This is a genomic window from Pigmentiphaga aceris (assembly GCF_008119665.1).
Classification (GTDB): domain Bacteria; phylum Pseudomonadota; class Gammaproteobacteria; order Burkholderiales; family Burkholderiaceae_B; genus Pigmentiphaga; species Pigmentiphaga aceris.
Genome location: NZ_CP043046.1, coordinates 3215316 through 3229912, shown reverse-complemented (window position 1 = coordinate 3229912; position 14597 = coordinate 3215316). Strand labels below are relative to the sequence as shown.

10 protein-coding genes are annotated in these 14597 nt (G+C 60.8%); 5 read left to right on the top strand and 5 right to left on the bottom strand.

All coding sequences use genetic code 11. The features are described 5' to 3' along the window. Positions 1–75: 75 nt before the first annotated feature. On the top strand, positions 76–4134 hold the full coding sequence (purL, locus tag FXN63_RS14025; protein ID WP_425468605.1) for a phosphoribosylformylglycinamidine synthase: 4059 nt from the start codon (positions 76–78) through the stop codon (positions 4132–4134). A gap of 106 nt (positions 4135–4240) precedes the next feature. Here purL and FXN63_RS14020 read toward each other — a convergent pair whose 3' ends face one another. After that, a complete protein-coding gene (locus FXN63_RS14020; protein ID WP_148815820.1) occupies positions 4241–5428 on the bottom strand; it encodes an MFS transporter in 1188 nt (395 codons plus the stop codon). Positions 5429–5499: 71 nt separating this feature from the next. Between FXN63_RS14020 and FXN63_RS14015 the strand changes: the two genes are divergently transcribed. Together FXN63_RS14015 and FXN63_RS14010 are read left to right on the top strand one after the other, a co-directional pair. Beyond that, the gene (locus FXN63_RS14015) at positions 5500–6003 is read left to right on the top strand and encodes an Lrp/AsnC family transcriptional regulator (protein ID WP_148815818.1); all 504 of its coding nucleotides are present in this window, start codon (positions 5500–5502) and stop codon (positions 6001–6003) included. 318 nt (positions 6004–6321) lie between these two features. Then, positions 6322–7311 (top strand): Bug family tripartite tricarboxylate transporter substrate binding protein, encoded by a 990-nt coding sequence (locus FXN63_RS14010; RefSeq protein WP_246164817.1) that lies wholly within the window; start codon positions 6322–6324, stop codon positions 7309–7311. A gap of 127 nt (positions 7312–7438) precedes the next feature. Here FXN63_RS14010 and FXN63_RS14005 read toward each other — a convergent pair whose 3' ends face one another. Then, positions 7439–8146, bottom strand: coding sequence for a DJ-1/PfpI family protein (locus FXN63_RS14005; RefSeq protein ID WP_148815816.1), 708 nt, complete (start codon positions 8144–8146; stop codon positions 7439–7441). Positions 8147–8210: 64 nt separating this feature from the next. Here FXN63_RS14005 and FXN63_RS14000 point away from each other — a divergent pair, with 64 nt between their 5' ends. Continuing rightward, complete coding sequence (locus FXN63_RS14000) at positions 8211–9203, top strand: GlxA family transcriptional regulator (RefSeq protein ID WP_148815814.1); 993 nt, start codon at positions 8211–8213, stop codon at positions 9201–9203. 57 nt (positions 9204–9260) lie between these two features. Further along, positions 9261–9893 (top strand): ABC transporter ATP-binding protein, encoded by a 633-nt coding sequence (locus tag FXN63_RS13995; protein WP_342791165.1) that lies wholly within the window; start codon positions 9261–9263, stop codon positions 9891–9893. Positions 9894–10041: 148 nt separating this feature from the next. Here FXN63_RS13995 and FXN63_RS13990 read toward each other — a convergent pair whose 3' ends face one another. The 3 genes from FXN63_RS13990 to FXN63_RS13980 form a co-directional block, all read right to left on the bottom strand. Next, positions 10042–10923 carry an alpha/beta fold hydrolase gene (locus tag FXN63_RS13990; RefSeq protein WP_148815812.1) on the bottom strand — a complete coding sequence of 294 codons (882 nt, stop codon included), beginning with the start codon at positions 10921–10923 and terminating at the stop codon, positions 10042–10044. A gap of 125 nt (positions 10924–11048) precedes the next feature. Further along, positions 11049–12302 carry a chromate efflux transporter gene (gene chrA / locus FXN63_RS13985; protein WP_148815810.1) on the bottom strand — a complete coding sequence of 418 codons (1254 nt, stop codon included), beginning with the start codon at positions 12300–12302 and terminating at the stop codon, positions 11049–11051. Positions 12303–12378: 76 nt separating this feature from the next. Further along, positions 12379–14358 (bottom strand): phosphatase PAP2 family protein, encoded by a 1980-nt coding sequence (locus FXN63_RS13980; protein ID WP_148815808.1) that lies wholly within the window; start codon positions 14356–14358, stop codon positions 12379–12381. Between the last annotated feature and the right edge of the window lie 239 nt (positions 14359–14597).

The window sequence follows — 14597 nt, the reverse complement described above, 5'->3', positions numbered from 1 at the left end:
CCCCCTGGCGCTGGTCGAGGTAAAATGCTGGGCTTAGCTTGTCTTATCCGTGCCCCACCACCAGTGACTTCTCCTGTGACCAACATCCTGCGCTTGTCCGGACCGCTTGCCCTGTCGTCTTTTCGCAAGGATCGCCTGTTGGCGAGCCTGCGTGATCTGGGCGTGTCGAAAGAGCTTCCAATCGCCGATATAGCAGCGCGATACGTGCACTTCGTCCATGCCGACCGTGCCCTTGATGCGGACGAGTCCAAACGACTCGACAGCCTGCTGGTCTATGGCGATCCGGCCCCGGCCAAGCCCGAGGGATACACCCTGCAAGTGGTGCCGCGCCTTGGCACCTTGTCGCCCTGGGCCAGCAAGGCCACCGACATTGCCCACAACTGTGGCCTGACGGCAATCCGCCACATCGAGCGCGGCGTGGAATACACGCTGGTGCCGAAGCGCGGCCTGCTGGGTGCCAAGTCGCTTGATGACGCCGCACTGGCCCAAGTGGCCGCGCTGCTGCACGACCGCATGACCGAAACCGTGGTCGACGCCCAGTTTGATGGCTCGGCACTGTTCTCTACCTTGGCTGGCAAGCCGATGCAGACCGTGGGCGTGTTGGCCGATGGCCGCGACGCGCTGCTGAAAGCCAACGTGTCGATGGGCCTGGCCCTGTCGGAAGACGAAATCGATTATCTGGCCGAGTCGTTCACGACCCTGGGCCGTGACCCGACCGACGTCGAACTGATGATGTTCGCGCAAGCCAACAGCGAACACTGCCGCCACAAGATCTTCAATGCGCAGTGGAGCATCGACGGCGAAGCCAAGACCAACACCTTGTTCGGCATGATCCGCGCGACCCACGCCGCGCAGCCCGAAGGCACCGTCGTGGCCTATTCGGACAACGCTGCCGTGATGGCTGGCGGTCCGGCGCAGCGCTTCCACCCAGCCCCGGGCGAAGGCGTGGAACAACGCTTCGTGCACCGTGATGCGACCGTGCACACGCTGATGAAGGTCGAAACGCACAATCACCCGACCGCGATTTCCCCCTATGCAGGTGCCTCGACGGGCGCTGGCGGTGAAATTCGTGACGAAGGCGCAACCGGCCGTGGCTCCAAGCCCAAGGCTGGCCTGACCGGCTTTACCGTGTCGAACCTGCGTTTCCCGGACGCCATCGAGCCGTGGGAACAAGATCACCACGGTCTGCCGGACCGTATCGCCTCGCCGCTGTCGATCATGATCGACGGCCCGCTGGGCGGCGCTGCCTTCAACAACGAATTCGGTCGCCCGAATCTGGCTGGCTACTTCCGTACCTACGAACAAACGGGCGGCGGCACGCGCTGGGGCTACCACAAGCCGATCATGATCGCCGGTGGCTTGGGCAGCATCGACGACGGCCTGACCAACAAGTTTGAAATCCCGCCCGGCGCACTGCTGATTGCACTCGGCGGTCCCGGCATGCGCATCGGCATGGGCGGCGGCGCTGCGTCCAGCATGGGCGTGGGCAGCAACACCGCTGATCTGGACTTCGATTCCGTCCAACGTGGCAACCCGGAAATCGAGCGTCGCGCACAGGAAGTCATCGACCGCTGCTGGCAGCTGGGCGCGAACAACCCCATCTTGTCGATCCACGACGTGGGCGCGGGCGGTCTGTCCAATGCCTTCCCGGAACTGGTCGATGGTTCCGAGCGTGGTGCTGTGTTCGATCTGCGCCGCGTGCCGCTGGAAGAATCCGGCCTGTCGCCGGCCGAAATCTGGTCCAACGAATCGCAAGAACGCTACGTCTTGGCCATTCTGGCCAAAGACCTGCCGCGCTTCTCGGCGCTGGCTGCGCGCGAGCGTTGCCCGTTTGCCGTGGTGGGCGTGGCAACTGAAGAACGCCAACTGCGCGTGGTCGATGGTGAGAACGACTTCAACATCCCCGTGGCAGGTGCTTCGCGCGCGATTGACGACGTGCCCGCAAGCGACATGCGCCCGGTAGATGTGCCGATCGACGTGATCCTGGGCAAGACGCCGCGCATGCATCGCGACGTCAAACGCCAGGTTGGCGTGCGTGAACCCATGGACATCGCTGGCCTGCCGCTGGACGACATCGCACGTCGCGTGCTGCGTCACCCCACGGTGGCCAACAAGACCTTCCTGATCACCATTGGTGACCGTACCGTCAGCGGCCTGACGCATCGCGACCAGATGGTCGGCCCCTGGCAAGTGCCGGTGGCAGACGTGGCCGTCACCCTGGCCGACTACCGTGGCGTGCGTGGCGAAGCCATGGCCATGGGCGAGCGCTCGCCGCTGGCCGTGATCGACGCGGCCGCGTCGGGCCGCATGTCGGTGGTGGAAGCCATCACCAACCTGGTGGCGGCCCCGGTGGCACGCATGCAGGACATCAAGCTGTCGGCCAACTGGATGGCTGCTTGCGGCGAACCCGGCCAAGACGCTGCGTTGTACGACACCGTGTCGGCACTCAGCGAGTTGTGTATCGCCGTTGGCTTGTCCGTGCCCGTGGGCAAGGATTCGCTGTCCATGCGCACCACCTGGAACGAGAACGGCGAAGACCGCAAGGTCGTCTCGCCGGTGTCGTTGGTGGTCACCGCATTTGCTCCGGTGGAAGACGTGCGCGGCACGCTCACCCCGCAACTGCGCACCGACCAAGGCGACACCGTTCTGATCCTGATCGACCTGGGTCGCGGCAAGCAGCGCCTGGGTGGCTCGGTCTTCAGCCAAGTCATCAACCAGGTTGGTGAATCGGTGCCGGATCTGGAATCGCCGGAAGACCTGATGGCCTTCTTCGCGACCGTGCGCACCCTGGCCGATTCCGGCGTTGTGCTGGCTTACCACGACCGCTCAGACGGCGGCTTGTTCGCCACCGTGTCGGAAATGGCCTTCGCTGGTCATACCGGCGTGTCCATCAACCTGGACATGCTCACGCTGGACCCGAACACGTCTGACGCAGGTGACTTCAAGATCCGCGCCGACCAGATGTCCGTGCAACGCGACGAAGCCACGCTGCGTGCACTGTTCGCGGAAGAAGCCGGTGCCGTCATTCAGGTACCCGCAGGCAGCCGTGACGCTGTGATGGAAGTGCTGCGTGGTGCCGGCCTGTCCGCCCACTCGCACGTGATCGGTTCGCTGAACAAGACCGACACCGTCGAGCTGTACCGCGACGGCAAACGCATCTGGACCGCACCGCGTGTGGAACTGGGCCAGGAGTGGAGCGAAGTCAGCCGCCGCATTATGGCCATGCGCGACAACCCTGCCAGCGCCCAAGCTGAATTCGACGTCTGGAAGTTGGAAAATGATCCGGGCCTGTCGCCCAAGGTGACGTTCAACCCGCAGGAAGACATTGCCGCACCGTACCTGAACCTGGGCACGCGTCCGAAAATGGCTATCCTGCGCGAGCAGGGTTGCAACAGCCAGGTTGAAATGGCCTACGCCTTTGACCAGGCAGGCTTTGCTTCCATCGACGTTCACATGACCGACCTGCTGTCGGGCCGTGTTGACCTGGCCGAATTCAAGGGCCTGGTGGCAGTCGGCGGCTTCAGCTACGGCGACGTGCTGGGTGCAGGCGAGGGTTGGGCAAAGACAATTCAGTTCAACCCCAAGCTGGCCGAAATGTTCGGCGGCTTCTTCGGCCGCGACGACACCTTCGCGCTGGGCGTGTGCAACGGCTGCCAGATGTTCGCAGCCCTGGCAGGCTTGGTGCCGGGTGCACAAGACTGGCCGCGTTTCACCCGCAACCGTTCCGAGAAATTCGAAGCGCGTCTGTCGCTGGTTGAGATCCCCGAGTCGCCGTCGATTCTGCTGGCAGGCATGGGTGGCACGCGCGTGCCGGTGGCCGTGTCGCACGGTGAAGGCTTCGCAGACTTCTCGCAGCAGGGTGACAAGGCGAAGGCTGTGGCCGCGCTGCGCTACGTTGACAATACTGGTGTTGCTACCGAGGCCTATCCGTTCAACCCGAACGGCAGCCCGGGTGGCTTGGCGGGTGTGACGACGGCCGATGGTCGCTTCACCGCGCTGATGCCGCACCCGGAACGTGTGTTCCGTAACGTGCAGATGTCGTGGGCACCGGAAAGCTGGGGCAATGCGGATACGGGCGGTGATTTCTCGCCGTGGATTCGCATGTTCCGCAATGCGCGGAAGTGGGTGGGTTGATCTTCACCGACTGACGTAAAAAACCCGCAGCGAGAAATCGCTGCGGGTTTTTGTTTTGTGGCGCGGTCGAAAGCCTTGCCGAGCGGGCTTTTAGCTAGCGTCGTGGTCAGGGCACCGGCACGGCGTGCTGCAGGGCGTTTGCTGCATCACGTCGATCCAGCAGGCCAGATGCGATCGCCAGCGCCAAGGCACCTACGGACAGCAAACCACCTGCCCAATTCGGCGACGTGAAGCCGAAACCTGCGGCGATGACGACACCGCCCAGCCACGCGCCCAGCGCGTTGCCCAGATTGAACAGGCCGATGTTCACCGCCGAGGCCAAGGTGGGGGCACCTGCGGCCTTTGCCTTGTCCATGACGAGCTTCTGGATCGGCGAGACCGTCGCAAAACCAAATGCCGCCATCAGGAAGATGCAGATCACGGATGCTGTCTGGCTGCCGGCCACCAGGTGGAAGACGAACAGCGCGATTGCCTGAGCCGCCAAGGTGAAATACAGCAGCGGCATCAAGGCGCGGTCGGCATAACGCCCGCCCAGCCAGTTGCCCACGAACAGCCCAAAGCCGAACACCATCAAGAGCCAGGTCACGGCACCGGGCGAGAAGCCTGCTACCTCCTGCATCATCGGGGCGATGTAGGTGATCGAGGTAAAGAACGCGGCCGGGCCGAGAATGGTGATGCCCATCGCCAGCAGTACCTTGGCATTACCGAAGGCGGTGAACTCATGGCCGATGCGCTGGACCTTGGGTTTGGGCGTAGGTGGGATCAGCACGATTACCCCTGCAACGGTTGCGACGCCCACGGCCGTGATCGCATAGAAGGTGACCTGCCAGGAGAACTGCTGGCTGAGCCAAGTGCCGACCGGTACACCCACCAGGTTGGCAACGGTGAGCCCGGAGAACATGAAGGCGATTGCACTCACGCGTTTTTCCTTTGGCACCATGTCAGCCGCGAGTACCGAGCCAATGCCGAAGAACGCACCGTGCGTCAACGAGGTAATGATGCGGCCAAGAATGGCTATTTCGAATGTCGGGGCCATTGCGGTTACCAGGTTGCCGACAACAAACAGACAAGCGAGGAACGCCAGCATGGTTTTCTTCGAGATACGTGTGCCCAGGATGATCAGCACAGGTGCGCCCACGAAGACCCCGAGCGCGTAACTGGTGGCCAGATAGGCGGCGACGGGGATGGAGACGCCGAAGTCGGCGGCAATGGCCGGCAGCAATCCAGCGATGACAAATTCTGTGGTTCCGATTCCGAAGGCCCCGATGACGAGGGCCCATAACGCGATTGGCATGATCTTTCCTATGGCAAATTTCAGTAGACCCGTGCATCATAGGCTGAAGGAAATTAGGGAATAAAGACCAAATGCCTAACAAAACAGAAGAAACGAATGCGGTTAAGCAGGTGCGTCATCAGCCCGCCAGGCTGGACGATGTCGACCGAAAGCTATTAGGGCTGTTGTCGGCGGACAGCGCACAGAGCTATGCCGAATTGGGCGAACGCCTGCACCTGTCTGCGCCGGCGGTGCACGATCGCGTGAAGCGGCTGAAACGCGATGGAGTCATCAGGGCGACGGTGGCAAAGATTGACGGCTGCAAGGTGGGTCGCACCTTGCTGGCCTTCGTGCTGGTGAACACCAAGAATGTCGTCAGCACCAAGCGGCTGCTGACACTGAACAATCTGCCTGAGATCGAAGAGATGCACACCGTGGCCGGCGACAGCGGTGTGATGCTCAAGGTGCGGGTGCGCGAGACCGAAGGGCTGGAAGAGCTGCTGGGCAAGATTCAGGATATTGAGGGCGTGGACGGCACCCGGAGTTATATCGTGTTGTCCACTTTCGTCGAGCGTGGCCCAGACCCTGCTTTGTAGTGCGGTCTTGTTTGTGGAGCGAAATACACCTATTCGAATATTATTCGGCATCCAGGCTCAGGAAGCCCCGGATGCTGCGACGAGTTTCTAAGCATGATTAAATTTATTTGTCGATTGGGCGTCGTGCTCCAGACTGGAAGGGTGTGACGGGTTTTTTTAGTGTGTCTGATATCGATGGCTAAATTAATGATTCGGTTTCTAAAGAGGCTTATGGTGGTTTTCGATTAATTTTTATTGAATAAGCTAATGATCTTTGGGTATATGTGTTTGTTAGAAAAACTACCTTAAAATCAACTTATCTTTCTAAATAGCGTTCTCATGATGAAGTCTGTCCGCGCCTGGACCTTGCAAGCCTTGCCCGTCATTGCCGTAGCGTTGATGGCCCCATCGATAGTTGCCGCACAAGCCGCCTATCCCTCACGCCCCGTTACCTTGGTCGTGCCGTTCCCGCCAGGGGGCAGCAGTGACGTGATCGGCAGAGCCATTGCCCCTAAGCTTGCAGAACAGCTTGGGCAGCCGGTGATCATTGAAAACCGTCCGGGTGCAGGTACCGCCATTGCCGCAGGCTACGTGGCCCGTTCCGCCCCTGACGGCTACACCTTGCTGATCGGTTCTGGCTCCATGCTGACGCTGAACCCCGCAGTGCGCAAAGACCTGCCTTACGATTCGACCAAGAGCTTCGAGCAGATCGGCATGCTTAGCCGTGCCGGCATGATTCTGGTTGCCAGCAACGATTCGCCTTTCAAGACGGTGGCGGATGTTCAGGCTGCCGCCAAGAAAGCTTCGGGCCAATTGCCCTATGGATCTTTCGGTGCTGGCACCGCGTCGCACTTCACCGCGGAAATGGCTTGGCTGGCAATGGACACCAAGCTTTTGCACGTGCCGTACAAGGGCAGTTCGCCCATGCTGGTGGACTTGATGGGCGGTCAAGTTCCGCTTGCGATGGACACCGTGGTCACGGCACGGCCACTAATCAGTTCTGGAAAAATCCGCGCGATTGCCGTCGCGTCGCCTAGGCGTTTGGCCATTTTGCCGAACGTACCCACGTTTGCAGAAGCTGGTTTTCCGAATGTCGTCCTTGAGTCGTGGGGATCGATCATGGCTCCGCGCGGACTGCCGAAGCCCGTTCACGCCAAGCTGGAAAAAGCGCTTAACGTGATCATGGCTGATCCCGGTGTAGTGCGCATCCTGGCTGAACAAGGTGTAGAGGCGGTTGTCGGCCCTGCATCTCAAGTGGATGCCTTGCTGGCGAAGGAAATCCCGGCTATGCGTGCCGTGGCTGCACGGGCGCAGATCACGGCGGATTAAGCTTCCGAGCCTCACTTACCGGGTGCTGCCTGGTAAGTGAGCTGACTGCCGTCTGCTTTGATGTCATGTCCCAACGCTTTCAGATCAGCGTCTTCCGGTCAGCACCGTCCGGTTACCAACCTCAAGCTCAAGCGATATCGATATTCAGCTTCGCCGCAATACGGCGCGCAGTAGCCTCGCGCTGTAGAGTAATTGCCGCGATTGACGCTTTGGTTTGCGCTAAGACGTCGGCGGGTGCCGTCTCTGGTGTCCCGCTGTCAAACGGCGGTTCCGGCGCATACACCATGTGCAGCTGAATCGCTTTCGCCGCATCGTCACCCCGTAGTTCGGCAGCAAGCCGCAGCGCGCCATCAATACCCGCAGTCACGCCCGCTGCGAATATCCAATTGCCATCGACCACCACGCGCTCGTTGACCGGGATCGCACCAAAGTACGGCAGCAGGTGAAACGATGCCCAATGCGTGGTCGCGCGACGGCCCTTCAGCAGGCCCGCAGCGCCGCACACCAGGGCCCCTGTGCACACGGAAAAAATACCGTGGGCACCGGCGGCCTGCTGTCTGATCCAGCCAAGCACTTCCTCATTTTCCATCAGTGCTTCCTGACCCCGTCCGCCTGGAATGTGCAGAATATCCAGCTGCGGAGCGTCGGCAATCGCGGCATCCGGCGTGATGCGCAAGCCTTTCAGGTCACGAACCATATCGCCTGTCTGGCCGTACAGGCGGTAAGTGGAATTCGGGATGCGGGCCAGTACTTCAAAGGGGCCGGTCAGATCGATTTGATCGATGCCTTCAAACAGCAGTGAACCGATTTGCAGATGCTTGTCTTGCGGAATCATTGACGTCTCCTGGCGTTGATTCGGGATGGACAAACACAGCTTAGCCCCGCATGATTTGGCGAATATGCCAAAAGCCCCTCGTTTTCCGCCAAGCGCAGTTCGTGTCATCGAATTGCTTGCCTATCCGTCGGTGCAACTGCTCGATGTCTCGGGGCCCTTGCAGGTGTTTGCTTCGGCCAACGACCGGGCCGATGCCGAAGGCCTGTCCAGGCCCTATGAGCTTCGCGTCGTAGCCCCGGGTGGGCAAGGCGTGATGAGTTCCTCTGGGCTGGGTTTGGCGGCGACTGCGTTGCCTGCCGTGGACGATGCCGTGGATACGTTGATCGTCGCAGGTGGGCCGGGTGTCAGGGCCGCGTCTGCGGACACCGCGTTGCTCGCCTGGGTGCAGGTACGTGCCAGGAACGCCAGGCGGGTTGCGTCGGTATGTACCGGGGCGTTTCTGCTCGCGGCTGCCGGCGTATTGGACGGGCGTCGTGCGACGACGCATTGGTCTTACTGTGCTGAATTCGCGCAGCGCTATCCGCGCATCAGTGTCGAGCCAGATCCCATTTTTGTGAACGACGGCAATGTGTGGACATCGGCGGGCGTGACGGCCGGGATCGATCTTGCACTCGCTTTGGCGGAAGAGGACCTGGGGCGCAGCATGGCGCTGTCCTTGGCGCGACACTTGGTCGTGTTTTTGAAACGGCCCGGCGGGCAGGCACAATTCAGTGCCGCGCTGTCGTTGCAGACGGCAGAAGACAAGTTCGGGCCGCTGCACGAGTGGATCAGCAGCCATTTGGCTGACGATTTATCCTTGCCTTTGCTGGCCGACCAAGTGGGGATGAGCGAGCGCAGTTTCAGTCGGCATTATGCCGAGGCGACTGGCATGACACCTGGCCGTGCCGTCGAACGCCTGCGTGTTGAAGCCGCGCGGCGCTTGCTGTCCGAATCTCGCTTGCCGGTGAAGCGGATCTGCCAGCGCTGTGGCTTCGGGTCGGAAGAAACCATGCGGCGTAGTTTTCTGCGGGTGCTGGCGGTTACGCCGCAGGATTATCGAGCGCGGTTCAGTGCTTGAAGGTAGTTGCTTGAACAATCGGGCACGGATTTACCATTTTCAGGATCAGGGTCTTTGATGAATGCTCATTTGCTGAAGTTTGACAATCTTTCCAAGCGTTATGAAGACCGCGTGCTCTTCCAGGGCCTGGCTTACGAATCTGGCATAGGATGCATTGCCTTGGAAGATGACACCGGCAGCGGTAAGTCCACGTTGCTGCGCATATTGGCAGGCGAAGCGGATGCCGATGAGGGCGAAATCTGGTTGGGTGGGCATTCCTTGGCGCAAGTCGCTGACGAAGCCAAGGCAGTGCTGGCTTACGTGCCAGAAGACTATGCGGAATATCCGATCGAAACTGGCCGGGCGTTTCTGGAAAAGGTAGCGGCCTCACAGCGGGTTTCGCTGAGTGCTGACACGCTGGCGCTGGCCGATGCGTTCGGCTTGACACCGCACCTGGACAAGCGTTTTGAGCAGATGTCGTTTGGGACACGGAAGAAGTTTTTCTTCACTGCCACCGCGATTGGCAAATTCAGCGTGGTGCTTGCCGACGAGCCAACCAGTGGGCTGGATGGCCCGTCACGCAAGGTGTTGAGCGAGCTGTTCAAAACCTTGGCCAAAGACCGTCTGGTGTTTTTCACCAGCTACGACGAGAACCTGGTACGCGCGTCTGAGGCAAAAATGATTCGCTTTGCGGATATGAAGCCTGCTTGAGGCAAAGTCTTGGGTAGTACAGCCTTGGTGCATGCGGATTTCAAAGATTGACCGGCGAGTGACCACATGAGCAACTCTGGTAGCTCGCCGGTCATTATCACGCTCAATGTTCAAATCTTAGTTTTCGAACATTGCTTATCGTGCGGTATCAGTCTTTCAGTTTTCTTCCCAAGAACTCCCGGATATAACCTGCCACCTCGCTGGCGTGTGTTTCCAGTGCAAAATGTCCGGCATCCAGCAAGTGCACTTCGGCATTGGGAATATCTTTGCGATACGCCTCGGCACCGGGCGGAAGAAATGCCGGGTCGTGCTTGCCCCAGACTGCCAGCAGTGGCGGTTGGTGCTCGCGGAAATACCGCTGGAATGCCGGGTAGGCTGCAACGTTGCTGCGGTAATCCAAGATCAAGTCCAGCTGAATGTCTTCCGCCCCCGGACGGGCCATGTAGAAAAGGTCCAGCGTATAGCCGTCCGGTGACAGCTTGCTTAGGTCTGACCCGGTGCCATACTGCCAGTCCCGGATGGCCTCTGGCGACAAGGATGCGCGGCAGGCTTCGCGATTGGCTTGCGTCGGCTCGCGCCAATAGGCTTGCCACGGTGCCCAGTCGTCGCTGAAGCCTTCCAGGTATGCGTTGCCATTCTGGCTGATGATGGCGGTGATTTTTTCAGGGTTGGCTGCGGCCAGGCGAAAGCCGGTCGGGGCACCATAATCGAATACATACAAGCTGTATTTTTCCAGGCCCAGGGCTTCGGTGAAGCCTTCGATTACCTTGTAGATATTCTCAAAGGTGTAGTCGAACTGCCCGCGTGGCGGGGCCTTGGTGTTGCCGAAGCCTGGCAAGTCGGGCGCGATGACACGATATTGGCCTGCCAGCAGCGGGATCAGATCCCGGAACATATGGCTGGATGTCGGGAAGCCATGCAATAGCAGCAACACTGGGGCATTTTTTGAGCCGGCCTCGCGGTAGAACACGTCGACATTACCGACTTTCTGGGTGTGATAGCTGACGGGAATAGTGGTTTGATTTGTCATGTGGTTTGTGTTGGAAATGAATTGGTGTGGTATCCATACTAGATTCCAGACCATTTCCCGAGAACCACCGCTCAGCTCAATTCACTGTTTCGTTTCGTGCAATGCTGGGCAGCGCTGGCCAACCTTCAATACACCAGCGCCAACAGCCCACCCAAGGCGGCACTACCCGCTACCACCATCCACGGCGCTAGTTTCCACGACATCAGTGCAAGCAATGCCACCAAGGCCAGCGCAAGGTCTGTGGGCTGTTTGATGGCACTGGTCCACACCGGGTCATACCAGGCGGCCAGCAGCAGGCCCACCACGGCGGCATTGATGCCGCTCAACATGGCTTGTACGTGCAGTTTGTGTCGCAGGGACGCCCAGAAGGGCAGTGCCCCAGCCACCAACAGGAATGCCGGTGCAAAGATCGCCAGCAGGCAGATGACACCGCCCATCCAGCCCGTGGGCTGCGATGTCAGCGACGCACCTAAAAATGCGGCGAAGGTGAACAGCGGGCCGGGCACCGCTTGCGTGGCACCGTAACCGGCTAGAAAGGCGTCGTTGGACACCAGCCCGGTGGGCACCAGTTCCGCTTGCAGCAGTGGCAGCACGACATGGCCGCCGCCGAATACCAGGGCACCTGCTCGATAAAAAGCGTCGATCAGTGTGATCACGTTGCCGGGCGCAAGCCCGACAAGAACCGGAAGCCCGATCAGCAGAACGAAAAACAAGGCCAGCCAACAAGCACCGGCCTTGCGGCCGATGGGCACGGCAAAGGCATCGCTGGCTTCAGGCTTGGTCGGTACTATCCATCGCAATCCCACCAAGGCGGCGATGACTATCGCGGCAACCTGGCTCCATGCCGAGGGCACGAACAGCACCAGGCAGGCAGCCATGACCATGATGCTGGCGCGCAATGCGCCCACGCACAGGCTGCGCGCCATGCCCCAGATGGCTTGGGCCACCACGGCGACCGCCACGATTTTCAGGCCGTGCAGTGGGCCACCAACCATGCCGGTCTGCGCAATGCCAACTTGCGATAGTCCCACTGCAAAAATAATCAGGGCAATTGCCGAGGGCAGGGTGAAGCCCGCCCAGGCAGCCAACGCACCGCTGTAGCCTGCGCGTGACAAGCCAAGCGCCATGCCTACCTGACTGCTGGCCGGTCCTGGCAGAAATTGGCAGAGTGCAACCAAGTCGGCGTAGCCGCGGTCACTGATCCAACGACGCCGCGTGACAAATTCATCACGGAAGTAGGCCAGATGTGCGATCGGCCCCCCAAAGCTGGTGAGGCCGAGTCGAAGAAAAATCAGGAATACCGGCCATAGCCGGCCGGTATTTGAGTTGAGTTCAGAACCAGGTTCTGAACCAGCGCCGGAATCGGCTGGATGCGTCATGACCTTATGCCTGCGTAGAAACTACTTTCGCCCGCAGATCATACGACGCACCCAGTTTCCTAAGCGCGTTTATGCATCAGCCATCAATGCGAACTTGCACGCCGGTGCTGGTGTAAACCGGCGTCACGCGGTAGCCAGTCACCGTTACGTTCGAGAACGTGCCATTTACCGTACTTGCCGACAACAGGCTGATCGTCGAACCGATGGCCGGACGATAGTTGTTGGCGAAGGTCACCGTCAGGGTACCTGCCAGCGTGGCGGTCTTGGCAATTGACAGGCGGCTGCTGGTGTCCGACGCCAGACGCAATTGCAATGCACCTGCTGCCAGCTGCGTGTAGTTGCCGCCGATGGTGACTGCGCTCGGAGCATCGGCCAGTACGGTGCCGCCACCCACGTACACGTCACCGTTACCGAATGCCTTGTTTGCACCGGCTTCGATCGTGCCTGCCTTGATTTCCGTGCCGCCTGCGAAGGTGTTTGCACCGGTCAGGCGCAAGGTGCCCGTGCCGGCCTTGGTCAGCTTGCCTGCGCCCTTGATGTCGTTGACCCAGCTGTCGCGGGCGTTGAAACCACCCAGCGCGGCGTTCATGGTGACGCTCACGTCGCCGTTGAAGGCACCGTAGGAACCGCCTGCATCAAAGATGTTCAGACGGCCCCAGCCTTCGGCGTCGTCCATCGCCGGATAGCCCGAGGGCAGGGCGGTGGACTTCAGCACGATGCGGCGCTGATTGGCATCCAGGTAAGGGAAACGCGTTTCCAGCAGGATTTCCGCGCCCTTGGGCACAACTGCCGGCTTGGTGGTGTCACCGATCTGCGGGAAGCCGAAGGTCATCCAGCGCAAGTTGTTGGCCTTGTTCACGGAGTAGTCCGCAAAGCGGTCCGTGGTGCTGGTCGAGGCGTGTGCAGCGGCGTAGAAGTCAGCCAGGGTGGTGGTGTTGGTCGCGGCCATCAGCACCGTGTGCGCCTGGTCGTAGGCAGCCTTGCGGGTAGCGGGGGTGGCGGCGTTCAGATTGGCGGCAACGGCGGCGATGGACTGGATGCGTCCACCGATCACGTCAAACGGCGAGTGCATGCCGGCCAGAATGCGGCTTTGGCCCATTTCGACACCGCGCAGCGCCAGTTCCTGGAAGCGTTCCGGCACGATGTAGGCCATGCCCAGCGTGTTGCGGCCAGCTTCTGCGGTGTGACCGCTGGGGAAGCCGCCGTCGGTGGCCGGGGTGCTGCTGCGTGCGGGCAGCAAGGCCGGGAGCACGACCACGTCGGTGCTCCAGCGGAAGGGGCGTGCGTATTTGTAGAAGCGCTTGGCCGGCTCGGTCGAGGCGTTGGCACCCATGGTGCCCAGCAGGTCGATCACAGTGCCGAAGGTGGGGTTGGCCGTGCCGCCCACACCGATGTTGTTGCCGCCGTCGTTGTACAGCACGGTGGTGGCGTCGGCCGGAACGTCGTTGATGGTGGTGGTTTGCTGCGCGGCAGTGCGCCAGGCGTTGGTCAGCGGGCCCAGTGCGTCGGTCACGCTATAGGCCTTGCCACGGCGGTCGTCCAGGTAGGCGATGAGGGCCTGTTCCGGGGTGCGCGTGCGGGTGGTGTTGATGACGTACTGGATGTTGGCGTCCAGCACCGTCGCATTCAGTTTGGTGCCGTCGGTGGCGTCGCCGGGAATGCCGGTCCAGGTGGACGGGGTGACAGCGGGGAAGTTGCCGTTGGCCGGGGCGGTCACGCCCGCGTCCACGATCAGCGACGAGGGCTTCCACACATCCAGGAAGCTGGACAGCACACGCACGCCGGCGTTGGTGTCCATCGTGGCAAAGCGGGCGTCGCCGCGCTGGTTGCTGGCCACATTGTCAACGAAGGGCGGAACGGTCGTGACGTTCGCGACGGGCGCAGTATCTTCGAAGCCGACGCCAGCGGGTGCAGCCGGCGCAGCGGGAACCGGTGCAACGGGGGTGACGACGACGGGCGTGCTGTCGTCATCTCCACCACCGCAAGCGGCGAGGGACAGTGCAACGACAACGGAAGTGACGGCAAGCGTGCCACCGCGAATGTAGGACCGGGACATAGATTATCTCCGCCAGGGGGAAACCCTGGCTGTGCGTGGTAGAGCTCGCGCATGCTAGAGATGCTATGTGACCTGGCGATTACGCCCTGATCATCGATTCAGCGGAGAAGGGGGGCTTGTCAGGCCTGCATGTGCCGTTGTGCGTGGGTTTTGATGTTTGCGCTGCCCAAAAAACAAAGCCCGCTGAAAGCGGGCCTTGTTCATCAAACGACTGCTTGGGGCATGATTACCTTGGCAGT

Coding starts and splice junctions, on each gene's coding strand:
- FXN63_RS14020 (WP_148815820.1), bottom strand. CDS start 5,428: ATGCCAATCGCGTTATGGGCCCTCGTCATCGGGGCCTTCGGAATCGGA.
- FXN63_RS14015 (WP_148815818.1), top strand. CDS start 5,500: ATGCCTAACAAAACAGAAGAAACGAATGCGGTTAAGCAGGTGCGTCAT.
- FXN63_RS14010 (WP_246164817.1), top strand. CDS start 6,322: ATGATGAAGTCTGTCCGCGCCTGGACCTTGCAAGCCTTGCCCGTCATT.
- FXN63_RS14005 (WP_148815816.1), bottom strand. CDS start 8,146: ATGATTCCGCAAGACAAGCATCTGCAAATCGGTTCACTGCTGTTTGAA.
- FXN63_RS14000 (WP_148815814.1), top strand. CDS start 8,211: ATGCCAAAAGCCCCTCGTTTTCCGCCAAGCGCAGTTCGTGTCATCGAA.
- FXN63_RS13995 (WP_342791165.1), top strand. CDS start 9,261: ATGAATGCTCATTTGCTGAAGTTTGACAATCTTTCCAAGCGTTATGAA.
- FXN63_RS13990 (WP_148815812.1), bottom strand. CDS start 10,923: ATGACAAATCAAACCACTATTCCCGTCAGCTATCACACCCAGAAAGTC.
- chrA (WP_148815810.1), bottom strand. CDS start 12,302: ATGACGCATCCAGCCGATTCCGGCGCTGGTTCAGAACCTGGTTCTGAA.
- FXN63_RS13980 (WP_148815808.1), bottom strand. CDS start 14,358: ATGTCCCGGTCCTACATTCGCGGTGGCACGCTTGCCGTCACTTCCGTT.